The sequence below is a fragment of the Schleiferilactobacillus shenzhenensis LY-73 genome (assembly GCF_000469325.1).
GTDB classification, from domain to species: Bacteria; Bacillota; Bacilli; order Lactobacillales; family Lactobacillaceae; genus Schleiferilactobacillus; species Schleiferilactobacillus shenzhenensis.
In genome coordinates this window covers 43,230-66,953 of the sequence record NZ_KI271595.1, presented here as the reverse complement: position 1 = coordinate 66,953, position 23,724 = coordinate 43,230, and the positions used below count along the sequence as shown (strand labels likewise).

The following is a 23,724-nucleotide window of genomic DNA, read 5'->3' as shown; positions in this document are numbered from 1 at the left end:
GTGTTTGAGACCGCGTACTTTGCGGGCTCAAACCGCCGTCACCACGTTCCAGCCCCCACCCGCGGAGCCCGGAGTCACCCGGGCCAACGCCAGACACTAACCTATCCGTGCAACCCGCAATCATCTGGTGCGGAGAGGGACATCCACTGACATTTTCACCCCGCCAAAACGCCTCAGCCCCTTGTGTGAACCCCCGCATTCAGTTAAAGTAGAAGAATGTGGAACACTGTGTGTTTCACGGCAAAAGAGGAAGGGAGCACCGCATTTGACCCCGGAACAGTTTCAGGCCCAGCTGGCCGCGCAGGGGATTACCTTGACGGCTGCCCAGATGGCCCAGTTTCACCAGTATTTTGAACTCCTGGTGACCGCGAATGAAAAGATGAACCTCACCGCCATCACGGCGGAAGGCGACGTCTATTTGAAACATTTCTTCGATTCCCTGACCCTGGCGCAAGCCGTGCCTGAATTGGCGGCCCAGACGCTGACGATGATGGATGTCGGCAGCGGCGCCGGGCTGCCTGGGATTCCGGTCAAGATTGCCTTTCCCCAAACTAAACTCACGATACTCGATTCCCTACAAAAACGAATCAACTTTCTGAACGATGTGGTCGGTGCCTTGAACTTCACGGACGTGGCCTTGATCCATGGCCGGGCGGAAGACGCCGGCAATAAGCGCAGTCCCCAGCGGGAGGCCTTCGATCTGGTCACCGCTCGGGCAGTCGCGCCGCTGAACGTGCTGGCGGAATTGACACTGCCGCTGGTCAAGGTGGGCGGGGTCTTCGTGGCGATGAAGGGCAGTGCCGCCCCGGCCGAGATTGAGACCGGGGCGTATGCCGTGGCCCAGCTGGGCGGGGTCTTAGAAAAGGACCTGGCCCTGAGCTTACCGGCCGATGCCGGCGAACGGCACCTGCTGGTGTACCGCAAGAAGCGGCACACGCCTAAGCGGTATCCCCGCCGGGCCGGCGTGCCCCACGCCGAACCGCTCGTTCAGCAATCATAAACGGATACGCGCCGATGCGGCAGACCGCATCGCTTAACGGAGGCAGCGAATTAACATGGCATTTTCTTTCTTCAAACGGAACACGAAAAAGGACCACGCAGACAGCACGGATGGTGCTCAGCCGGCCCATACCGTCAACCAAGTGGTGATGGTGCCGCTGGACAACATCGTGCCCAACCGGTTCCAGCCGCGCAAGCACTTCAATGATGCGCGCATCGCTGAGCTGGCGGATACGATCAAGGAACACGGGCTGCTGCAGCCCATCGTGCTGCGCGAATACGAGGCGGACCATTATGAGATCATCGCCGGCGAGCGCCGCTACCGGGCGGTGCGCACCTTGCACTGGCAGGACGTTCCGGCCATTGTGCAGAAGATGAACGATGAAGAAACGGCGTCCATGGCCTTGGTCGAAAACCTGCAGCGGGAGCAGCTGTCGCCCATCGAGCAGGCCCGGGCGTACGCGGCGCTAATGAAGCTGAACGATCTAACCCAGGAGGGCTTAGCGGAGCAGATGGGCAAGTCCCAATCCTTCGTGGCCAATAAGCTGCGCCTGCTCAAGCTGTCCGATGCGGTCCAGGAGGCCTTGATGGATGGCACCATTACCGAGCGGCACGGCCGCGCCTTGCTGCAGCTGGACGACCTCCAGCAGCAGCTGGCCTTGCATAAGGTCTTGCAGGACAGCTTGAACGTGAAAGAGACCGAAGAACTGGTCGACCACTTATTGAACCCGACGCCAGCCGTTCCGTCTGAGCCGCAGCCCGCGGGTGAGCAGGAAGAAACGCCGGCCGCACCGGCAGAGTCGAGCGCGGACCGGCCGGCAGAGGCGAGCGCTGCTGATCCTGAATCAGCGCCGGCGACCGCAGAGAAAAGTGAGAAACCGCACCGCAAGCCGCGTCGGCGGATCCGCAGCGCCCACAGCACGGACCCGCGCGTCGCTATCAACACGATCAAGAAGTCGGTGGCCATGGTCCAAGAGGCCGGTGTGCCCATTAAGTTCAGCGAAAGCGACGACGCCAGCGGCCACCATATTCAAATCACGGTGCCGCTGAGCAGTGCGTCAGAATCAGAATCGGAAGCAGAGTAGGGAGGATACCAGGCGTGGCGAAAGTAATTGCCATTGCGAACCAAAAGGGCGGTGTGGGCAAGACCACGACGGCCATTAATCTTGGTGCGGCCTTAGCCGAATTGGGCAAGACGGTCCTGCTGGTGGACATTGATCCCCAGGGCAATGCCACCAGCGGTGTCGGCATCGAAAAGAGCACCATTCAGCACGATGTCTATGAAGTGCTCATCGACGAGGCACCCATTGCCCCGGCGATTCGCCACACCGAACGGCAGGGACTGGACATCGTACCGGCGACCTTGCAGCTGGCCGGGGCGGAAGTGGAATTAACGACCCAGATTGCCCGGGAAACGCGGTTGAAAAACGGCTTAGCGGCTGTCCAAAACCAATACGATTATTGTCTGATCGATTGCCCGCCGTCTTTAGGCCAGCTGGCGATCAACGGGTTCACCGCGTCAGACCGGATCCTGATTCCTGTCCAAAGTGAGTATTACGCCTTAGAGGGCCTGGGCCAGCTGCTCCAGACCATCGATTTGGTGCGCAAGCATTTCAATCCGGACTTGGCGATTTTGGGTGTCTTAATGACGATGTTCGACGGCCGCACCAACTTGGCCGCGCAAGTCGTCAGCGAGGTGCAGCAGCACTTTTCTGACAAAGTCTTCAAGACGATCATTCCCCGGGCGACGCGGCTGGCTGAGGCCCCCAGTTACGGAGAATCGATCATTGATTACGACAGCAGTTCCCGGGGCGCGGCGGCGTACCGGGACTTAGCCAAGGAGGTGGTGGCCCGTTATGGCAACTAAGAAACGCAAAGGATTAGGACGGGGCATCGATGCCCTGTTCGCGGACATTGAATCGGGCGAAAAGGCCGAAGAGGTGGTCACGGAGCTGCCGGTGGGCGACATTCGGCCCAACCCGTACCAGCCTCGCCAACGCTTCGAAGATGAAGGGTTGCAGGAACTGGCCCATTCGATTGCGCAAAACGGGGTACTGCAGCCGATCATCGTGCGCAAGTCGGTCAACGGCTACGAGCTGATCGCCGGCGAGCGCCGGCTGCGGGCGTCGAAGATTGCCCAGAAACTGACCATTCCCGGGATCGTCCGCCAACTGGACGACTCGACCATGATGGAAGCGGCGATCCTCGAGAACCTGCAGCGGGAAGACTTGAATCCGCTGGAAGAGGCCGAGGCTTACGACATGATGCTGAAGCGGCTGCACCTCACCCAAGCCGAGGTGTCTGAACGACTGGGCAAGAGCCGGCCGTACATCGCCAACTACTTGCGCATCCTCAGCTTGCCGGCACCGGTGAAGAAATTCCTGGCGGATGGCCAGCTGTCGGTGGGTCAAGCCCGCACACTGCTGGGTCTGAAGGATAAGACTCAGATCATCCCGGTGGCCAACAAGACGATCAAGGAATCGCTCACGGTGCGCCAGCTGGAACGGCTGGTCAGCGACATGAACCATACCCCGGCGAAGAAGGCCCCGGCGAAGCCCGCTCGGTCGAAGTTCGTGGAGGCCACCGAAGCCCAGCTGCGCCAGCGGTTCCAGACCAAAGTGGCGATCCAGGAGAGCAAGGCCGGCAAGGGCCGGATCGAGATTCCCTTCGTTTCCACGGAAGACTTGAACCGGATCCTGGACGTCCTCTCCATTTCTCTGGATGACGATTCTCCGGAATGACCAAGGAGGTGGGCCCAATGTTTGCCCTCGGTGATTTAGTGCAAATGAAGAAACCCCATGCGTGCGGCACCAACCGCTGGGAGATCCTCCGGGTGGGCATGGACATCCGCATTAAGTGCATGGGCTGCGGCCACATGCTCCTGATGCCCCGGCCGCAGTTTGTTAAGAAGATGAAGAAAGTCATGACCCCGGCGGCGAGCGTGGACGTGACGGCAGAACCGCATTATGTGCAGCCCCGGCCGCTCGATCCGCCCAGTGACCTTTCTTAATTCCGTCCCATTCTGATTAGTGAAAGCAGGTTTGTGAGAAAAATGGCATTAACAGCAGGTATCGTCGGACTGCCCAACGTCGGGAAGTCCACATTGTTCAACGCAATCACGAAGGCCGGGGCCGAGATGGCCAACTATCCCTTCGCCACCATCGACCCCAACGTCGGCATGGTCGAGGTGCCCGATAAGCGCCTGGCCCGCATCGACGAGATCATTCCGGCCAAGAAGATCGTCCACACGACGTTCGAGTTCACCGATATTGCCGGTATCGTCAAGGGCGCCAGCAAGGGCGAGGGCCTGGGCAACAAGTTCCTGGAGAACATCCGCCAAGTGGACGCCATTGTCCACGTGGTCCGCGCCTTCGATGACGACAACATCACCAGTGTCACCGGCAAGGTCGACCCGGTGGACGATATCGAGACAATCAACCTGGAGCTGAGCATCGCCGACCTGGATTCCGTCAATAAGCGCTACCCCAAGGTGGAGAAAGTCGCCAAGACCCGGGACAAGGAAGCCATCGCCGAGCTGGCGGTTTTGAACAAGATCAAGCCGGTGCTGGAAGACGGCGGCTCCGTTCGTTCCATCGACTTCAACAAGGACGAGCAGAAGATCGTCAAGGGGCTGTTCCTCCTGACGGCGAAGCCGGTCCTGTACGTGGCCAACATCGCCGAGGACGACATGGCCGATCCCGACCAGTCCCAGTATTACCAAGCCGTGAAGGACTACGCCGTGAAGGACAACGCCGAAGCCATCGCCATTTCTGCCAAGACCGAGGAAGAAATCGCCGAGCTGCCGGATGCTGATAAGAAAGACTTCCTGGAGGCCGAGGGCGTTGAGGAGTCTGGCTTGGACCGGCTCATCCGGGCGTCTTACCACTTGCTGGGCTTAGCCACCTTCTTCACCGCCGGCGGCCCCGAGACCCGGGCCTGGACGTTCCATAAGGGCATGAAGGCCCCCCAAGTGGCCGGCATCATCCACTCCGACTTCGAGCGCGGCTTCATTCGGGCCGAGACGGTCTCCTTCAGCGACTTGGATAAGTACGGGTCCATGGAGGCGGTCCGCAAGGCCGGCCGGTTGCGCTTGGAGGGGAAAGATTACCTCGTCCAAGACGGCGACATTATCGAGTTCCGCTTCAATGTGTAAACCTGCCAAGTGATGAGAAAAGAGGAAGTTAATTTGGATCCACGGGAACGCAATGCCCAGGCCCATGAGAAACAGCAAGAGAAAGTGGCGACTCTTTCTAAACAAGAACAGATGGATCAAGAAATCGACGGCATGAGTGCTCAGGAGATTGCCGAGAATCTGTCCAAGCGCAACGCCGACTATGTCTTCCAGCTGCGCAAGGCCCTGAGCGACGAGGGCTTCGATGATCAGAAAATCGACACAGAAATGGCCGTGCTGCTGCCGGACATTCTTAAGGCCCAGCGCCGCGGCACGCCGGCGAATAAGCTGTACGGCGGGCCGACGGTGAAGGCCTATGCCATCACCCACAAACCCAAGCCGGTGGTACCGACACCGTTTTGGCAAAAGGCGAGCGACAGTGCGTTGATGTTCTTCGGCATCTTGACCCTGATGAACGGCGTCATGGCTTTCTTCACGAAGTCCACGACCAAGAACCAGGGGGCCACGGGGATCGTCAGTATGCTGGTGATTTCCATCGTCTTTGGGCTGGCCTTCACCAAGATGAACGACTTGATGCGCCTGCCCAAGAGCCAGCGGCCGAAGATGGGGCGGATGATCCTCTACATGGTCGGTTTGTTAGCGGTGGCCCTGGTCATCCTGTCCATCACGATCTTTATTCCTAAAGTGCTCAACCCAGTCCTGCCGGGGACCGTTCTGCTGGTCATCGGCGTGCTGGCCTTCGGCGGCCGCTACCTGTTCCGGCGGTATTTCCACATCAAGGAATCCTTCTTTGCCCCGGCACCGCCGACAGATGATAAGTAAATGCTTAATGAACGAACGATTGCATAAGTCTGTAATCGTTCGTTTTTTATTTATCGTTCCGAACTTGACAAGGGTCAATGTTCCTGTTATTCTACACAACAAAACACTATGGAGGTCACGTAATGTCTAATTGGGATACCAAGTTTGCCAAAGAGGGTTTGACGTTTGATGATGTGTTATTGATTCCGGCGGAGAGCCATGTATTGCCCCGTGATGTGGACCTGTCTGTGCAGCTGGCTGACAACCTGAAGCTGAACATTCCGGTCCTTTCTGCTAGTATGGACACCGTTACCGAAGCCCCGATGGCCATCGCCATGGCGCGGCAGGGCGGCTTGGGCGTGATCCACAAGAACATGACGATTGCCGAGCAGGCTGACCAGGTACTGCAAGTCAAGCGCAGCGAGAGCGGCGTGATCACCGATCCGTTCTTCCTAACCGCTGACCGGCCGGTGCTGGCGGCGGACACCCTGATGAAGAAGTATCACATCTCCGGGGTACCGATCGTGGACAACGAGGAATCCCGCCAGCTGATCGGCATCGTGACCAACCGTGACCTCCGCTTCGTCGATGATTACTCAGTGACCATTGACAGTGTGATGACCAAGGACCACTTGGTGACGGCCCCCGTCGGCACGTCCCTGGACGAAGCCGAGCTGATCTTGCAGAAGCACCGCATCGAGAAGCTGCCGCTGGTGGATGCCGATGGCCGCTTGAGCGGGCTGATCACCATCAAGGATATTGAGAACGTGAAGAATTACCCGGACGCCGCCAAGGACAGCCACGGCCGTCTGCTTGCCGCTGGTGCCGTGGGTGTCACCAACGACACTATGGAACGGACCGAAGCGTTATTTAATGCCGGCGCCGATGCCGTCATCATCGACACCGCCCACGGCCATTCCGCCGGGGTGTTGAAGAAAATTTCTGAGATTCGCGCTGCGTTTCCCAACAAGACCTTGATTGCTGGGAACGTGGCCACGGCCGAAGGGACCGCCGCCCTGTTCGACGCCGGCGTCGATATCGTCAAAGTCGGCATTGGGCCTGGTTCGATCTGCACCACCCGGATCGTCGCCGGTGTCGGTGTGCCGCAAATTACCGCGATTTATGACGCCGCTACGGAAGCCCGCAAGCGGGGCAAGGCAATCATCGCCGATGGCGGGATCAAGTACTCCGGCGACATCGTCAAGGGTCTGGCCGCCGGCGGCTGGGCCGTCATGCTCGGCAGTATGCTCGCCGGCACCGACGAGGCCCCGGGCGAGTTCGAGATCTATCAAGGCCGCCGCTTCAAGTCTTATCGCGGGATGGGGTCCTTGGCGGCCATGGCCGAGGGCTCTTCCGACCGCTACTTCCAGAGCGGCATCAAGCAGACCAAGAAGCTCGTACCCGAGGGCATCGAGGGCCGCGTCGCCGCTAAGGGCGCTGTCGCTGACGTGCTCTACGAAATGATGGGCGGCGTCCGCTCCGGCATGGGCTATGTTGGTGCCCCGGACCTCGAACACTTGCGGGACAACGCCCAGTTCGTCCGCATCACTGGTGCTGGCTTGCGGGAGAGCCACCCGCATGATGTCCAGATTACGAAGGAAGCACCGAATTATTCTCGCGCGTAATGTTCTGAGTTTCAGTGCTGTTCGTGGTGGCCCCACCATGGTCCGGTAGTCAACGGGCGTGATCGATTCAGGGGCGGACACAGCGTGACATAATGACAAGCCAGATGGAGTTACTCCTTTCTAGGTGTACAGGCCAAGTATCCATACGGTCTGTTTCCTGGGAAGGAGTTTTTTTGTGCTGGCTGAACCGCCGTTAGCCGGTCAGGCAGAAAATGACGGCTGCTGGGCGACCCAACACGGCTCCGCAGCCGTGCCACTCTGAGCGGCGGGATCCATACATAGATTCATACAACGACCAATGATTAACGGGCACTCTGCCGATATAGGCGGGGCTAAGTGCGGTAGCCCTGCAGCTGAAACATGGACATACCGCCGAATGTGTATCAAAAAAGAAACATAAACTGTTTCACGTTTCATATTTGAACCGTACTGTGTGGGAAAATTTAACCAATTGGGGGAATTAAGATGGATATAACGAATGAATCAACGCTGGGTGGGGTACTGAACCTGTACCAGCAACGCCGACAATTACCATTGGCGACTGTGTATCAGCAACTGCAGGTGTCACGGGCGACGTACCAGCGCTTAAAGCATAATCAAACGGAATTTTCAGCCGGCTCTTTCCACCGGGCTATCAGCATGCTGCGGGTGGGTTATCCAGAATTAGCGCCGACGATTCGGGAGCAGTATATGCCGATCATGGAAACGGCCAACGCCGTCTTGCATGGGCTGCCGGCCGGCAAAACGGCGCAGCACGGTTCAGGACAACCGCATTCACAGGAAGCGGACCTGCTGCAGGACTATCTGGCGACAAAGAACTCGGCCTACGCCCAATTAAGTCATTTTGTCCGCATCGGAGAAGCTCGCAAGCGGTCAGATGTCGCTGGCGCCCGTGCTGGCTTTGGGTATCTGTGTACCGAGCTCTTGACCTATGATCAGTGGAGTTTATTCGAGGTGGCGCTGATATTGCCTTACGTCGAGTACTTATCTGCCACGGATTGGGTAACCCTGCTGCCGCGGCTGCCCGACTATTTATGCAGCGACGTTTCCTTGCTGTCGCCCCGGTACATCGCGTATACCGAGGTCATGATGGGCGCCTTAGAGGCTGCCGCGACGGCGCATGATTATCCGGCCGTCATGACGATCCTGCGGTGGAGTGACGCTCAGCCGGATACGCAAGCCACGTTCCTGCCGGCACTCTTCCATCGTTTCTCGCTGGTCTTCGATACGCTGGTGTGTCAAGAGGCAGAGGCGGGCACCGCAGCGTTCAATCACTTTTTGACTGTGCTGAAGCACTTTTGGCAGCTGCCTGGAGACGAGGTGTGGATCCAGTTCTTTCGTCGGTTGTGGTACGCAATCAGCGAATCCTGGCCCGCTGTGAGCAATGCGCCGCTGCCGCGCCCGTTGCCCCCGCGCCAAGCGCTGACCATTCCGGACTATTTAGAAACCATGCGCCGAGCCAAGAAGATGACCATCGCCGACGTGACCAGGCAGGCGGACATTTCTTTTTCGACCTATCACCGCATCGTCCAAGACAATCAAGGGGTCAAAGTCGATGCGGTCTTCCGCTTGCTGGATGCGCTGCGGATCGATCCGTTAGATATTACCTTGCAACCGGGATGGTATGAGTATGTCTATGGGGCGGCTATTCAGTTGACGGAGATTCTTGGCCAAGCATTCCGGGACAATCTGGATGTCACGAGCGCACTGGACAAATTCCAGTTGCAGATGACGACGGCGTACCAGCGGACGCAAAATGAGGGATACGCCCAGCTCAACGCGGTGGCGGGCATGTACCGGGCACGGCTGAGCGGGCAGGTCTCTTCGGCGATTCAAACGGCGAATGTGGCCGGTTATCTGGGCCAACTGGAGAGCCTGTCTGAGTTCGATGCTGTGCTCGTCCGGTTTGTGTTGCCATTCTTACCCTTCAGCGACGCCTGCCAACTGGCCGATAAAGCGGTGGCCAATCGAAGCCAGGTGGCGCTGCCAGCGTCCATTGCGGGGGTAGCTGTGCTGGGCTTGGGTCTGCTCGTCAGCGCTGTGCGCACCGGTAAAGCGGCTGACATGATTACAGTGAAAGAATGGCTGGCCGAGCAGCTCGTCCGGCGGGACGATTTTGTCGGCCGGGTCGTTTATCGCTGGGCCACGATCCTGAGTTCCGATGATCAACCCAATGTCCAGATTGAGCAGTTGTATGCCGACCTGCTTTATGTGGCACCGCGGGAACGTAATGTCCTGGCGGGGATCATGCGGCGGCTATGCGCCGAGGAACAACAAAAGCCCTGCGAAGAGGCATAATCTGCTCAATTATGGAATGCTGATATGCACAATTAAGAATGCTAACCAGCCCATATTTAACACTTATAAATGTCCCACTTTATATTTGCTGACGAAATCGATGATAGACTTAACATAGTTTCTCGGGGTGGGAAATTTAGCATTACAGAGAAACTGCGGGGGTGTTTGTATACACAACTGATACTGACACCACCATCATTTAGTTACCATAATTCCTATTTGGGGGGAAATAAAATGCAAAAGAACAAAGTACGCCGTTTCGGTTATCTGATGCTAACGGCGATGGCGCTGGGGGCTGTTGCTGGGCCGAGCGCCGGCGCAGTGTTCAATAATGCGAGTCAACAGGTCCAAGCCGATACAACACCGTCCGATGTCACACCGACTGATAGTGCCGTGGCTGACACGAAAACCGATCGTTCGATTACGTTACATAAGTACGCAATCACTGATTTATCACAACTAGGCGATCGCGGCGATGGTAGTTCCGCTCCCACCAACGTGAGCAAGTTAACGCCGCTGGCAGGGATTACCTTTAAGATTCAAAAGGTTGTGCCGATTGCCGGGAAAGGCCCGCTCGTTGATCCAGACGATGTCAAGGAAGGCACGGACTATAACCTGGTGGCTGCGCCTAACAACCAAAGTACGGTCGTCACTGGGGACGATGGTACTGCTAAATTTGACTTGGGCGTCGGTACACCGGTGACTAAGGATGACGATGGTAATCCAGTGAGCGGCGGCACATCTGCCGACGGGATCTACCTCATCACCGAAGAGCCATCGAGTAAAGTCGCGCAGCCGGCCAAGCCGTTCTTTGTTTATGTGCCGCAAACATACCGTAACTCGGCCCCTACAGATGCGAACAGCAGGCTGATTTACGATGTCAATGTCTATCCCAAGAACATGACCAACGGGAACCTTAATCCGTCCAAGACCATCGAGGGTCAGCAAAATTACTCGATTAAAGCCGGTGATGTATTCCATTGGGAAGCGACAATGGATACCCCTGCTGATTTGTATGTCAAGGCCAATACAACGACCACGGTGCCTAAGTATGACTTTGATCGTGACGCCAAGGGCAATGTGAATCAATACCGAGTGACACCGACAGGAAACTTCATTATCAGTGATGACGCCTGGACCAATGCCACTGATGCACACAAAACGTTGTGGGGTGCCCAGACCGAGACAATCAATATGTTTAAGGACAACGGCGAACCTGCAATGACAACGGAGGGTGGCACCACCCCGCAAACAAAGACGGTGCACGTGATTTCTCGTGACGCGTATGCAAAATTATCCCAAGCCGATTCTCCTCAGTTAGTCGGGTTAACAGCTGGCCAGAATGAGGCAGCTTCTGACATTACTGAGGTCGATGCGCCAGATGCGACAGGCTTGTATCGCGCGCCAGCGTATCGTGCACAGGGGACGACCACTATCACGAAGGGGGACTATGTATCAGCGACAGAGTTCTCCATCATTGATACCTTTGCGCCAGAACTCAAGTTGCAGCCTCAGGATCCCTTCAGCAATAGCCGTTACGGTGCGGATAAGCATGATGCGGCTAACAAAGGGTTTATTGTCCAATATTCAGATGACCAAGGGACATGGCACGATTTAACGGCCGGCGCGGATTATAACCAAACGACCGATGCCAACGCTGCGGGCTATATGCCGGATGCGCAAGCCATTCAAACAGTCACGGCTGATAACCATGATCAGTCCAAAGGAACGGCAACCGACAATGGGACTAAAGTGTCTGTATCGTTGACCACAGCCGGAATGAAAAAAGTAGCCACGAATAATGGTGCATCACCGGACGGCGGCGGTTCTAAGCAAATTCGGGTCGTTTACGCCGTGACGGCGCCCACGGATTACAACGGTGTTATTTCCAACGCCTTTGATTCTCGCTACAATACACCGGGCAAGCCGCCAGTAACACCAGGCACCCCGAATGAACCGGAGAATCCTGATTATCCGGTCACACCGACGCCTAACTACTACACCGGCGGGTTTGACCTAATCAAGACCAACAATAAGAAACATGATGACGGCGGTGTCGGGTTAAAGGATGCCGAATTCAAAATTTCTGATTCGGCAGCTCATGCCACGAACATGATTTTCTACGCGACCGACGGGAAGCTGTATCAAGAGAAGGACAACAAAGCTTACCTGGTGACATCGACAACTGATGACAAGGGCGTTGTCACCGACGATATTGCTAAGGACGCGACTGATGGCGTGACATTCGTCTCAGCGAAATCTGATACAGATGGGGAAGCTTCATTCAACGGGTTGGCTTTGGATGTACCCGCTGGCAATGATAGCAGTAAAACGAATGCCGACATCAAACGCACGTATTACTTTGTCGAAACCAAGGCACCGGCAGGCTTTGAACTCGACAAGCAGGCCCATCCCATCGAAGTTACATTGACCACTGCTGATAATGGCTATTTCCAGGGCAAGAAGAATACCGCACACTTCGAATATAACATCGTCGATAAGCCGGAAAGCGTCCTGCCGTTCACTGGTGGTCAAGGCATGCTGTTCCTGATCATCATTGCAACGACTCTGGGCATTACCGGTGCAACCGGCGTCTATGTTGCCAAGAAGAAGCAAAAGCAGACGAACTAATCATTTTCAACGGAAATAATGTGTTTAAAAAGCAGAAATCCCAGGCCCGCTTGGGTTTCTGCTTTTTTGGGGAAGGAGGTAAGTGATGTTGCACGCATGCAAGAAGGCGCTCGCCGGGCTGTTCATGCTGGTTATTATCTTAGCCGGTCTGGTCGGTCAAATCGCTCTTTCGTGCTTGACGCCTGTCCAGGCGGCCAGTACGGACCCGATCGTTACCGTCGAAGACGCCGATGGTAAGACTGTGCCATCATCTACCACAGTAAATTACCAGGCCTACTCGGTGGCGCTGAGCCATTTACAAACGAGGATCAAAATTCCGCTGACCAATGGTTTATCCGTCGCACGATTAGAGAAGGCGGCGAAAGACGCGGTAACGCCGGCGGCGAGTGCCAGCAAGAACGCGGCCGTGGGGGGCCCGTTCAGCATGTTCGCGCGCTACACGGCACAAGACATTAAGCATATCAAAGTCCAGAGTCAGGCCAACGGCAAGACGTTTGGCGAAGCCATGGGGGCCGGGGTGGCAATCGTTGATCACTACAACCAACAAGGTTCCCTCACGGACTCGTATTTATCGATCCCGGCGAATACGGCGACACCGCTGCGGCTTGTCTTCACCAACAGCAGTCATCAAGATTTTGCGGTAGAAGCAGAAACCGACGGCGGCACGAAGCAGCAACTGTTTAGTTTCCACAATTTTTCTACCAGCCAGCTGGTGGATCGGCAAAAAGCGCTGTTAAAAGCGCAAGAGAGTCAAAAAACAGCGAAAACGCCGACCGCCGTCCAAGCGACCACAGCGAAGACTGCAACCGGCACGGACCTGCTGCAGAAATACAGCAGCGCTTTAGCCGCTATTTCGTCTGACGCGCAAAGTAAGGACAAATTGAAATCTGTGAGCGCCGCTAAGGCCACGCTGGCTGCCAACGGCGACGTTGTCGTACCCGCAGGCACGATCGTCGGCCAACCGGGGTTAAAGCCTTACGATGGTAAAGCAGAGGGCTCTGATCCGCTGCTTTATCCCCAGCAGGGGACCATTGATGTGCCGTACGACGCGGATACCGATACGGCCGCATATCATCAGATCACTCAGTATTATTCGAGTGCCGGTACCGATCAGGCGGATTATTACCTGACCGTGCGGATCTACGATGGCACCAAGGGGGGGTTCCGTTCTGAGGACGGGACTGCATTGATGAATAGCGATGACGATCCCGGTCACGACAGCAGTAACCACAATGGCAAAGTCCGTACCGGGGATACCATGGTGTATACCATTGCAGCCCGGCTGAACAAGATCGGCACGAAGGCTGGCACTCAAATTTCGCTGCCTGAATCGATGCGTAAGATTGCCCTCTTCGTAAAAGGGCAAGTGGCTAATAGTGACGCTGTCCCTTATACGGACTTTGGCGCGGCCGGGTCCTATATCCCGTTGAGCTTCAAAGATACCGGTTCCTTTGATCGCCAGACTTTGGTGACCCATATGGGGACCAATCTTGCCCAAGGGCAAACCTTCACAACTTCGTTCTCTACTCAGGCCGGTTATCCCAATGGTTGGTCGGTAGCGACCCAGCCAGTGACTATTCAAGCAGCGCCGCCGAAAGTGGAAATTGTCGCCATGCAGCAACTGCTGGGCCATGGTTTGACGACGAATAACATGACCCAGGAATACGATGATTACGTCTCCGGTGGCTGGGCGGCCCGTGCGCAAGATACCCAATATACCAACGGCTACACCAAGCTCATCGGCTACGGCTATATGTTGCGCCCGGTGGCCGATCCTAATAATCCAAATAATGTGGGGGTCTCCAGCCTCCAGTCGTCTGTCAAGGTCACTATGAAAGTGGTGCAACGGGCCACCTACCTGTTCGTTGATAGTGGAAGCTCTTCTGTCAACTGGCAACCGTCTCAATATTGGGTGGACTATGACTTACAACCCAACATCTCGAGTGATGTCGCAGATGAACTCTATGGTCTGGCTAACTTTTCCACAGTTAAGAGCCAGAATGCACTGCAGACGACAGGGGCGAAGACTGCAGAAGCTCCGGCTGGGACAGATTTGTGGTCCAAGCTGAAAAATCCGGGAAACCCCTATCAAGATGACACGAACAATAAAGGGTATACGCCGATTCACTACACGGACAGTCAAATTAGTCAGGTGAGTTATCAAGCGGCGCAGGACGATCATGCCAGCAAAGGGAGCGTAGCTAAAAATGAAGCCACCAATAACCAGTCTCGTTACACCGGAGAAACAGGGAAAGCCGGGCAACTGAGTTTCACGTTCCAACCGAACTCCGACTTTATGTCCCAGTACAGCACTTTTGCACTCTTTTTCCGGGATAACAACAACATGGCCAACGGTAATGCTGATTTCAATTCCTATACTGGTTCCGCGCCGTCGCAGTTTGCAGGTGGCAGAGTTCACGTAGTTCCGAATGTCCCTGCCGGTACGGTACTGCCGTCATATGCAACCGCTGTGGGTTACAAGAACCAGAATCAGTGGGGGTTTGTCGATCGTCGGCTATATGTCGATGGCTATACGACGGCCAGTACTGATGGTCGGACCAGCGCCAATAACTCTTTCACCCGGACATATGAGAGTTTCAGTCCTAACGGGGCGCCTGCTGACACAGGTGGCGGTGTGGCCTGGTGGAACGAGTATACCAGTCCCAGCTATGTCAATGCTGGGGGATCAGGCAACGTCGTGAGCAGTGCTTTCAAACCGCTGGATCAATCGGTCCATCTCATTTCCAAACCGACCGGGGTAATCATTGGCGGGGTTGAGGCCGACCCGGTGTTAAAGACAAAATTCGATCCCAGTCAGGAATCAATCTTGGATTTCACCGACGCGAACAACTCCTTTAGCCAATGGGCAGGTTTTAACACCAGCAAGGACGACCCGGCGTTAGGCAACAACGTCGATGACGCTTGGACGACGAATGCGATGCTGCGGATTGGTATTGGTTATTCTTCACCCACTGCAGTATCATATGCCAAATACGACGGTGCCGATTTGTACTCCACATGGAATTCGGATGCTTTTGAAATTTCCATGCCCATACTGTCAAAGCTGGTCCAAGGCGGCCAGGGACAGGATATTCTGGCACCGTTTATATCTGGGAAACCGCTAGCCCAATATGGGACCACAGGATACGTACTCGATTGGGCGAACATCATTCAACTGGGTACTCGGACTAACGGTGCCCAGGGAAATACTGCGGCGAATTTGAAGTCCGTCAACAGTAGTTATAAAGATGCCGGGACCACGAATGCGGACCACGATCCGGCCAACATTCAGTGGGATAGTTGGGCCACTGCGTGGCAGTATTATCAGACCCATACTCAAACTGAGTTCAACGCGAAGTACAATGCCGTTCGTTACAACATCGATCAACCGTTCTACTTGAACTACACTGCGCAAAACGATTCCTATCACCGGGTGCAGGGGGCCGTACGTGTCCCCTTGAAACTGATCACAACTGATCATGGGTATACCACGAATGATAATCCCGACTTGACTTATTCTCTGGCCTTCTTGAAAGTAGGCTCAGATACACCCACCAACAATACGGTCGATCCTAACGCCAGCCAGTGGTACAGTGCTCAAACGGCCCAAAAGAGACCGAGTTGGTCGGTGCCATCTGCACTGACAGGGTATAGTACCAAGAATGGTGTGACCACGACCACGACCATCACTCCGGGTACCTTCCCGGCGCCGTGGCTTAATGGTTTTGTGCAGGCGTTTCGTTATGCCGGCAAGGATATGAGCAACGAGGTCATCACCACCGACGATTTGGATAATCCCACCAAGACTACGACAAACTTGATTTTTAGCCGCAAGTATTACGGCTTCAATGAAGAAAACATCGGTCCCACGTCCACAACGGACGATGATGTGGCCAAACGGATGGCCAGCTTCAAGAAGGAGCTGAGCACGTCATATTTAATGACGACAGCTCACGCCGACACCAATTCCACGGCGGCACAGAACCCGGATATTGAGCTGATTGCTCCTAAGAATGGCTATTACGACCAATCGGTGGATGGGACCGGCAGCGACGGGAGCCAATTTGCTAACAAATGGCGGCTAAATGTGAAAGCATTGACGGAGACGACCGCTGAACGGCAAAAAAAGGAAATTGCCTTTCTTCGTCAGTATGCTCCTAAGGCCAGCGTCGAAGCTGATTGGGGCACCGTCAATAGTCTCTCGAAGTATGTGATTAATGGCCAGTATTACGTGAATCACTTTCAGGGCAGTGCGGCCGATAAGTTGACAGATGGAACTTATCAAACATACATTCGCACGGCATTTCCTAGGAACGCCGGACGGCCGGTTTCGTCAGACCGGATGGCGGGAATTGCCGATCCGGTGGCCCCCACACGCGATTACAAAGATTTTTCTGAGGCTAATATTGCAAACATTTCGGATCAAGATCTCTTAGACAATAGTGCCTGGATCGTCTATTACGCATCACTTTACGATTATTATCAGTGCGCGATGCCTAATGATGACGGTGGTACTGCGGGGCAGTACTACAAGAATCCAAATTGGGACCCTCGGGCACTGGTCGACGAGTTTAACCAGCTGAGTCACGTACCGATTAATTACCAAAATGCGGACGGGGCGTTCTCGGCTGCTTACGACGCAAACGCGACGATTTATTCTGTGGATTGGACAGATCCGCAGAACGCGCAGGCATTGAGTGACTACATTGCAGCATTGAGCAAGGTGCCTGACCAAAGTTACCAAAATGGGTTCCCATTAACTTATGGACTGTTGGGCTTCGCTGTCACCAACATCCCGACGACGCCCGGGAACCAAGCAACCTTCATGGCCCGGGACGAGTTCGTGGATCCTGCCAATCCTGATCAGGAAGACGTCTTTGCGCCGCAAATGGCAACGGGCCGTAATCCCGGCGATTCGTCGGAGCAAACGCCGCAAAACCGGGCGTGGGTCACTCTGAAGTATCCCCAAGCCTACGGAGTCCGGGAATCGATCAGTCTGCAGCATCCGGACCCGACGTTCAATCCGGCGGTGACCGATGTCACCGACGGCTATGCGACGGATGAGAAATATGCCTTTTCGGTGTACGTGGAAGCCTTCGCCAATACGGAGGCACTGACGAACCCGTTCGGCAACTTCATCGTGCCGTTCTCCGGCGATCGGGTGGGCAGTCTGTTCAACGGGAGTGTGGCTTTGAAGAGCATTTCGGTTGATAAGGACGCCAGCTCGAGTACCGTAGACGCCACCAAGGCAGACTTCATGTACGGCGGCAAAGCGAAGATCGGTCAGCAGTTGATGACGGATCAAAATATGCCGGGGATAGACACCAGTATCGTTGGGAAGAATGGTAGCAAACCAGCGTTTGGTAGCGGTACAGACGCCACAATCAATAAAGACGCCGATCAAAATGTTCAGACAGCGATGGCAACAGGCCAATGGGCTAAAACGCAGTATAGTTTTACCGGCGGTGCAGCCGGCATATTTGGATCGCCTGGTAAAGACGCCACCTGGACCATGAGCGACGCCACCAAGCAGACTGCCACCCAGATCCACTGGAACTACAACGGCACCATTCAGCCGGGTGAGCACATCGTCTTCCGGGTTGATTTCACCGCGAATGGTTTGAAGAAGGGAGATTACGTCAAGCATCAAGATTATATGAGTGCCCAAGGGCTCGATACATCCCTGTATCCGATCAGTAACATCGTGCAGTACCAGGTTGGTGCGCCCGGTGTTGTCCGGTTGGAGAAGGAAGATGCCAAGGACACGACCAAGAAGCTGGCCGGCGCCGCGTTCGTCTTGTCGAAAGACCAGACCGCAGCCAACCAGCTGGCCACCTACATCAAGTCCCCGGAGTACGCGAAGAATCCGAGTGCCATTTACCAGTACCTGGATCTGCACGCGGATGAGTATCAACTCGTCCAGACTCCGGGTACGACCCATTCAGCCGTCGTGCAAACGACTGATTCCGCCGGCCGGGCCACCTTTGGCAACTTGGATGTGGGCACGACCTATTACGCGGTGGAAGTTGTCGCCCCGACAGGCTATGCCATCGGTGATCAGCCCACGCTGGTCACCGGCGTCAAAGCCGTCGACGGGACAACAGATACCACCACTGTCTATCCCGTGAAGAACAGCGGCACACCCACCAAGGTGGCGCTGCGGATCTTCAAGATGGGGGCGGATCCCAAGAGCACCGACAAGAACATCCCGTTGAAGGGTGCGGAGTTCCAGGTCTTTCGGGCCAATGCAGATGGCACGGGTTATGATCCCAACAATCCGATCAGTATGCCGGATGCCAACGGCAACGCCCAGGATACGTTCACGACCAATGGTGACGGGGTCATTAACATCGATCCCTTGGATCCAGGATCGTACTACATTCTGGAAACGAAGGCGCCAGAGGGTTACGAATTAGCCAAGCGGGCTTACAAAGTCACGCTGGTGGCCGGTAAGTTCACCGGGCTTGCTGCGAACGGCAATATGGGGGCCATCATGTCGGCCGACCCGAAACAGCCGCTGGTGGCGAACGATACAGAGACAGATGCCAACAAGGACCTGAATTTGGGCCTGTCGGCTGTTCTTGATCCGGACAGCAAGCACTTGACCTTCGTGTTGAGCGATGCCCCCCAGACTAAGCTGCCCTTTACTGGCGGTCAAGCGATGATGTGGTTCTTGTCGCTGCTGGTGGTATTGCTCATGATTACCGCCGTTGCGCTGATCGTTTATGAGGAGAAGCGCAAGAATGCCCGGTTAGCGTCAGCAATGCCGAGCAATCACCGGTCCGGACCGCAGCAAAGGAGGCGGAAGCGATGAAAAGAAGACATTGGTCTTGGTTTCTACTGCTTTTGCTTGGCTTGATGCTGCTGTGGCCGCCGGTCTCGGCGCGCGCCGACACGGTCGGTGCCGCAGATGCCAGCAGCAGTACCAGCAGCGTGCCGGCTGCGGATGAAAGCAGCACCAGCGCTTCAGCGGCGGCGTCGGCGCAAACGACTGATACGGCGGCCACCACGGCAGCCTTGAGTCTGCACATTCAAAAGTATCAGTTGTCTGCCGGCGTTGCGTCGGTCATCGCCAAACAAGCGGGCACCAAGCTGTCTTTGCCGGACGATGTCCAGCCAGGCAGCGGCGTCCATTACCGCGTGCAGCGGGTGCTGCCGACGCGAGCCGGCGTCGCGCCGACCGCCAAGCAAAGCAGTTCGTACAAACTGGACGACTTTGACCGGACGATCACCACGGACGACAGCGGCAGTGCAGTGTTGACCAGTGCTGATGGGTTGGTCCCTGGTTACTATCTGGTGACCGAGGTGGCCGACGATGCGGTGCCAGAGCCAATGGCTCCGGTCATTGTGCAGTTGCCTCTGCCCAACGCGGTGAGCGGCGGTGTCCTGCGGGATGTCTACCTGTATCCTAAGAGCGGTCTGGTATCACCTAAAGTGCCATCCACTCATGGCTCCAGCAACTTCCCGCCAGAGCCGTATCACCCGTACAGCAATTTTCCGAAGACACCGCAAACGCTGGCACAAACCAGCGGCGTCTTGGATGGTCAGGGCTGGGTGACGGCGATCGTCGTCCTCCTGGTTCTGGGCAGTATGATCATCATTTGGCCGGTGCGGCTGTTTCATAGGCGTTAACTGGCCTCAAGCCCGCCAACGGATCCTCCCCCGTTGGCGGGCTTTTTGTCTCAAATTTGAGCCATTCCAGCACCTCAGGAAGCGGGGGATTCCCACCATTTTTGGTACAATATCAGGGTATTCGGCGGTTCTGGGGGCAGGACCAATTGGCAGATGTGAAGCCAGGGGAAGGATGAGGGGTCATGGCAGCAAAATCACGGACGGTACGGCGGTTGGCCACGCGGCGCATCACGACCATCGAACGCGTGTCAGAGGTGCTGATTGTGATTGCGATTGCCCTCTATTTATATCCCATCGTGGCCAACTATTTTGCCGACCAGCAAAGGTCCGTGGCCGTGAGCAATTACGACAAAAAACTGGCCCAGATGTCCAAGGCTCAGATTGCCGCCGAACTGCGTACCGCCGAAGACTATAATCAGTGGTTATGGGCTTCCCAGCGCGGTATTCCGGCCAAGCCGGTCCCCTATACCAAGGTGATGGCCGAGGACACGGTGATGGGCACCTTGGATATTCCTGCTATCGATATCCAGCACATGCCGTTTTTCCACGGCGATGATGAAAATACCCTTTCTAAAGGGTTGGGCCACATGCCTGGGACCAGTATCCCGATTGGGGGAAAGAATACGCGGGCGGTGATCACCGGTCATACCGGGGTCGAAAACCAGAAACTCTTTTCTGAAGTGGATAAGTTGCAAAAGGGGGATGTTTTTTACGTCCACGTGCTTAACCGCAATCTCATGTACAAAATCTATAAAATTGAAGTGGTCAAGCCGGACCGCACCGACAAAGTACGGATTATCAAGAATCAAGACACGGTCACTCTGCTCACGTGTACCCCGCCGGGCATCAATTCGTTCCGGCTGCTGGTGACCGGCAAACGGCATATTCCGTATGTTGATCCGGACCACCTCCATATCGTTAAGCGCGATTTTTGGAGTTATGAGCATATTGTCTTAGCACTGCTGTTTCTGCTGCTGCTCGTGCTGCTGGTGGGGTACTTGTATCGCCGGCACATGCGGCGCCTGCTGGCTAACGAAGGAGGGCAGAACAATGGCTGATACGGTATTGCGCCGGACCCATCGCCGCCGGACCAGCATCGGTATTGTTCTGACCTACGTCATTTCCTTGACGCTGCTGTTCGGCAGTGCCGCCGTGTTCACTTATCCGCTGGTCGCCAACTGGTTCGCCAACCAGGCACGGACCACTGCAGTGGCCCACTATGATAAAGAGCTGAACCGCTTGTCAGCGGACCAGCTGAAGACGATGCGGGCAAAGGCACACCAGTTTAACCAAAATCTATGGTTTAAACAAATCGGCCAGCCGATCCGCAAGCCCGTTGCTTACAACACGATTTTGCAAGGGGTCTCGCTGGTGGGGACCATCGATATTCCGGCCATCGATATTAAAGACATGGCCATTTTTCCTGGGACGGACGAGAACACGCTGAGTAAAGGGCTGGGGACGATGCGGAACACGTCGTTTCCCATCGGCGGCGCCAACACCCGCAGCATCATTACCGGGCACACTGGCGTGGAGAACCAAGTCCTGTTTTCGGACATCAACACCCTGAAGCGGGGGGATGTTTTCTTCCTGCATGTGCTGGGCAAGAAACTGGCCTATCAAGTGAACAGTATTCAGACGGTGTGGCCGTCAGATATTAAGGCGGTCCGGCTGAAAGAAAATCAGGACCTGGTCACTCTGCTGACCTGTACGCCGCCGGGTATCAATACGTGGCGGCTATTGGTGACGGGGAAACGGATCCCGTTGAAGCAGGCCGAGCAATTACCCGTGGTCAAACGGAATCTGTTCAGCTACCAGAACCTGGTCCTCATGGGCCTGGCGCTGCTCGTGCTGCTGCTGATTATCTGGTGGATTGTGCGCCATCGTAAGAAAAGGAAAGCGGCCCAAGCGCGGTTGGCCAGTCTCTCGAGTATTGCCGAACGGGGCGGCGGCTATAGTCGCGGTGCCTATTCGCGCCACCACGGAAAGGGTGCAAGATAATGCGTAAGTATCTCGGCCGGCTTATCGCTTTGGTTTTTTTGCTAGCGCTGGCGCTCGGTGTGCTGGCTCTGCGCGGCTACACGGTTCTGCAAGCCAATGTGCCAGTGCCGCAGGTAGCCGCCGCTGACTTTGCCCAGATGCATCAGCAGGCCCAGAAAAAAGCGGCCCGCGCTGCCTACACGACCGAGAATGTGCGCTCTGTGGGCAGCCGTGAGTTAACGGCCGCACGCGTCCAGTACAACGCCAGTTGGCGCCAGTGGGCCATCGGGGTCCTCAGTATTCCGTCGGTGGCTGTGGATCAACCCGTGCTCGCCGGCATGACCGAGACCAATCTGCTGAACGGCGTGGCCACCTATAACGCCAAGGAGCGCATGGGCCAGGGCAATTTCATTCTGTCCAGCCACAATATGGTGGGGGCAGAGATGCTCTTGAACCCGATTAGCGGCGTGCAAGCCGGTGCACCCATCTACCTCACGGATTGGCGGCGGGTGTATGTTTACAAGGCCACCGTTAACCAAGTCGTCGATGAACACGCCATCCAGTATCTGGCCCAGCCCCGCACTGGGCAGCCGGTGGTCACCCTGATGCGCTGTTCGGGGGGCTACGATACGCCGTATCGCCGCATCGTTCAAGGACGTCTGACCAAGACGATGACCATGGCCGCCGCCATGGGAGACAAGTCGATCGGGCAGCACTTAGGGCTGGTCGCCGCGCCGGCTAAGCCCCACGGTCAGTTACGCTTTGGCTGGTTAGATCAGGTTTCCCTCCGCGTGTGTCAGGCCTTTCTCAGCGCCCCCGGGTGGTGGCTGGCCGCGCTGGCGGTGATTGTGCTGGGTTTGATTGGGACCCATTGGCCGGGTAGGAAACCCGTCGGACCGCAAGCAGTATCGCGCGGATAGACATCTTCGGCGCAGCAGGGCGATAACCTTCTGGACATACTGCGCACCAGCCGGGGTGTTCCTTTATTGTTATTACTACCGCTCGGGGCATTGCTTTGGAGCGGTTTTTTGTTGGCCCTTGCCAAACGATTCTTCAATTGCCAGATTAGCGGTCCCACATGAGCAGTCCAAGTACGAGATCACCCGCCATACCGTACAATAGAGTCATTAAAGGAGATGATCAGCATGGCTGAAGAAACAGATTTCTTGTTACGCCAAATCAAAGGCATCGCCGGCAGCATGGGCTATATCTTGGGCAAGAAAGAAGAGGGGATGGAGGCCGCCGTAATCTTTCCGGCGGATAAACCGCCGCTGCCTTATCAAGACGTCTTACGGGGCTTACTCCACGACCATCAGTACCAGGAGGCGCTGACCAAATTCGACCAGATTCGGTATGCCATGGAACAGGACGATTATGTCAAACTGGGCTTGTGGCTATATACCGCATTGCTTCAGCTGCCGGAAAAAGACCGGAATGCAGCTAAGCTGACGCTGCCGGTGTTGCAAGCCGGACTGAACCAGTTGACGGGGATGGCGGGGGCGTCTTGATCGTCTGCCTCCGCCCTCTAAACGGGCTCCGCGGCCCAGAAGCTAGGGGCCAAGGCCAAGCAAGGGTAAAACCTAAGCCCGGGTTTTTCCCTTGCTTGGCCTTGGCCCTACGCTTCTA

At 55.9% G+C, this 23,724-nt stretch carries 16 protein-coding genes; all 16 read left to right on the top strand.

Annotated elements, in window-relative coordinates; all coding sequences use genetic code 11:
* The first annotated feature begins 265 nt into the window (after positions 1-265).
* The 16 genes from rsmG (at position 266) to L248_RS10150 (ending at position 23,606) form a co-directional block, all read left to right on the top strand.
* Entirely contained in the window at positions 266-1,000 is a 735-nt protein-coding gene (gene rsmG / locus L248_RS10225) for a 16S rRNA (guanine(527)-N(7))-methyltransferase RsmG (protein WP_022530137.1), read from the top strand.
* A 55-nt stretch (positions 1,001-1,055) separates the two neighbouring features.
* Positions 1,056-2,084 carry a nucleoid occlusion protein gene (locus L248_RS10220; RefSeq protein ID WP_022530136.1) on the top strand — a complete coding sequence of 343 codons (1,029 nt, stop codon included), beginning with the start codon at positions 1,056-1,058 and terminating at the stop codon, positions 2,082-2,084.
* Positions 2,085-2,098: 14 nt separating this feature from the next.
* The gene (locus L248_RS10215; protein ID WP_022530135.1) at positions 2,099-2,866 is read left to right on the top strand and encodes a ParA family protein; all 768 of its coding nucleotides are present in this window, start codon (positions 2,099-2,101) and stop codon (positions 2,864-2,866) included.
* Positions 2,856-3,740 (top strand): ParB/RepB/Spo0J family partition protein, encoded by an 885-nt coding sequence (locus L248_RS10210; RefSeq protein WP_022530134.1) that lies wholly within the window; start codon positions 2,856-2,858, stop codon positions 3,738-3,740. The genes L248_RS10215 and L248_RS10210 overlap by 11 nt, the downstream gene beginning before the upstream one ends.
* A gap of 17 nt (positions 3,741-3,757) precedes the next feature.
* The gene (locus tag L248_RS10205; protein ID WP_022530133.1) at positions 3,758-4,009 is read left to right on the top strand and encodes a DUF951 domain-containing protein; all 252 of its coding nucleotides are present in this window, start codon (positions 3,758-3,760) and stop codon (positions 4,007-4,009) included.
* Positions 4,010-4,051: 42 nt separating this feature from the next.
* Positions 4,052-5,152 carry a redox-regulated ATPase YchF gene (gene ychF, locus L248_RS10200; RefSeq protein ID WP_040536186.1) on the top strand — a complete coding sequence of 367 codons (1,101 nt, stop codon included), beginning with the start codon at positions 4,052-4,054 and terminating at the stop codon, positions 5,150-5,152.
* Positions 5,153-5,185: 33 nt separating this feature from the next.
* Positions 5,186-5,953, top strand: a complete 768-nt coding sequence (locus L248_RS10195; RefSeq protein ID WP_051999995.1) for a DUF1129 domain-containing protein — start codon at positions 5,186-5,188, stop codon at positions 5,951-5,953.
* A 122-nt stretch (positions 5,954-6,075) separates the two neighbouring features.
* On the top strand, positions 6,076-7,557 hold the full coding sequence (gene guaB / locus L248_RS10190; RefSeq protein WP_022530130.1) for an IMP dehydrogenase: 1,482 nt from the start codon (positions 6,076-6,078) through the stop codon (positions 7,555-7,557).
* Positions 7,558-8,022: 465 nt separating this feature from the next.
* Positions 8,023-9,855, top strand: a complete 1,833-nt coding sequence (locus L248_RS10185) for a helix-turn-helix domain-containing protein (RefSeq protein WP_022530129.1) — start codon at positions 8,023-8,025, stop codon at positions 9,853-9,855.
* Positions 9,856-10,089: 234 nt separating this feature from the next.
* Positions 10,090-12,486, top strand: coding sequence for a SpaH/EbpB family LPXTG-anchored major pilin (locus L248_RS15285; RefSeq protein ID WP_022530128.1), 2,397 nt, complete (start codon positions 10,090-10,092; stop codon positions 12,484-12,486).
* 85 nt (positions 12,487-12,571) lie between these two features.
* The gene (locus tag L248_RS10175; protein ID WP_022530127.1) at positions 12,572-19,300 is read left to right on the top strand and encodes a SpaA isopeptide-forming pilin-related protein; all 6,729 of its coding nucleotides are present in this window, start codon (positions 12,572-12,574) and stop codon (positions 19,298-19,300) included.
* Positions 19,297-20,118 carry a pilin N-terminal domain-containing protein gene (locus L248_RS15280; protein ID WP_155828629.1) on the top strand — a complete coding sequence of 274 codons (822 nt, stop codon included), beginning with the start codon at positions 19,297-19,299 and terminating at the stop codon, positions 20,116-20,118. The genes L248_RS10175 and L248_RS15280 overlap by 4 nt, the downstream gene beginning before the upstream one ends.
* Positions 20,119-20,300: 182 nt before the next feature.
* Complete coding sequence (locus L248_RS10165; RefSeq protein WP_022530125.1) at positions 20,301-21,176, top strand: class C sortase; 876 nt, start codon at positions 20,301-20,303, stop codon at positions 21,174-21,176.
* Entirely contained in the window at positions 21,169-22,119 is a 951-nt protein-coding gene (locus L248_RS10160; protein ID WP_022530124.1) for a class C sortase, read from the top strand. The genes L248_RS10165 and L248_RS10160 overlap by 8 nt, the downstream gene beginning before the upstream one ends.
* Complete coding sequence (locus L248_RS10155) at positions 22,119-23,018, top strand: class A sortase (RefSeq protein ID WP_022530123.1); 900 nt, start codon at positions 22,119-22,121, stop codon at positions 23,016-23,018. The genes L248_RS10160 and L248_RS10155 overlap by 1 nt, the downstream gene beginning before the upstream one ends.
* 225 nt (positions 23,019-23,243) lie before the next feature.
* On the top strand, positions 23,244-23,606 hold the full coding sequence (locus tag L248_RS10150) for a hypothetical protein (RefSeq protein WP_040536183.1): 363 nt from the start codon (positions 23,244-23,246) through the stop codon (positions 23,604-23,606).
* Positions 23,607-23,724: the final 118 nt, after the last annotated feature.

Coding starts and splice junctions, on each gene's coding strand:
- L248_RS10220 (WP_022530136.1), top strand. CDS start 1,056: ATGGCATTTTCTTTCTTCAAACGGAACACGAAAAAGGACCACGCAGAC.
- L248_RS10210 (WP_022530134.1), top strand. CDS start 2,856: ATGGCAACTAAGAAACGCAAAGGATTAGGACGGGGCATCGATGCCCTG.
- L248_RS10205 (WP_022530133.1), top strand. CDS start 3,758: ATGTTTGCCCTCGGTGATTTAGTGCAAATGAAGAAACCCCATGCGTGC.
- ychF (WP_040536186.1), top strand. CDS start 4,052: ATGGCATTAACAGCAGGTATCGTCGGACTGCCCAACGTCGGGAAGTCC.
- guaB (WP_022530130.1), top strand. CDS start 6,076: ATGTCTAATTGGGATACCAAGTTTGCCAAAGAGGGTTTGACGTTTGAT.
- L248_RS10185 (WP_022530129.1), top strand. CDS start 8,023: ATGGATATAACGAATGAATCAACGCTGGGTGGGGTACTGAACCTGTAC.
- L248_RS15285 (WP_022530128.1), top strand. CDS start 10,090: ATGCAAAAGAACAAAGTACGCCGTTTCGGTTATCTGATGCTAACGGCG.
- L248_RS10175 (WP_022530127.1), top strand. CDS start 12,572: ATGTTGCACGCATGCAAGAAGGCGCTCGCCGGGCTGTTCATGCTGGTT.
- L248_RS15280 (WP_155828629.1), top strand. CDS start 19,297: ATGAAAAGAAGACATTGGTCTTGGTTTCTACTGCTTTTGCTTGGCTTG.
- L248_RS10165 (WP_022530125.1), top strand. CDS start 20,301: ATGGCAGCAAAATCACGGACGGTACGGCGGTTGGCCACGCGGCGCATC.
- L248_RS10160 (WP_022530124.1), top strand. CDS start 21,169: ATGGCTGATACGGTATTGCGCCGGACCCATCGCCGCCGGACCAGCATC.
- L248_RS10155 (WP_022530123.1), top strand. CDS start 22,119: ATGCGTAAGTATCTCGGCCGGCTTATCGCTTTGGTTTTTTTGCTAGCG.
- L248_RS10150 (WP_040536183.1), top strand. CDS start 23,244: ATGGCTGAAGAAACAGATTTCTTGTTACGCCAAATCAAAGGCATCGCC.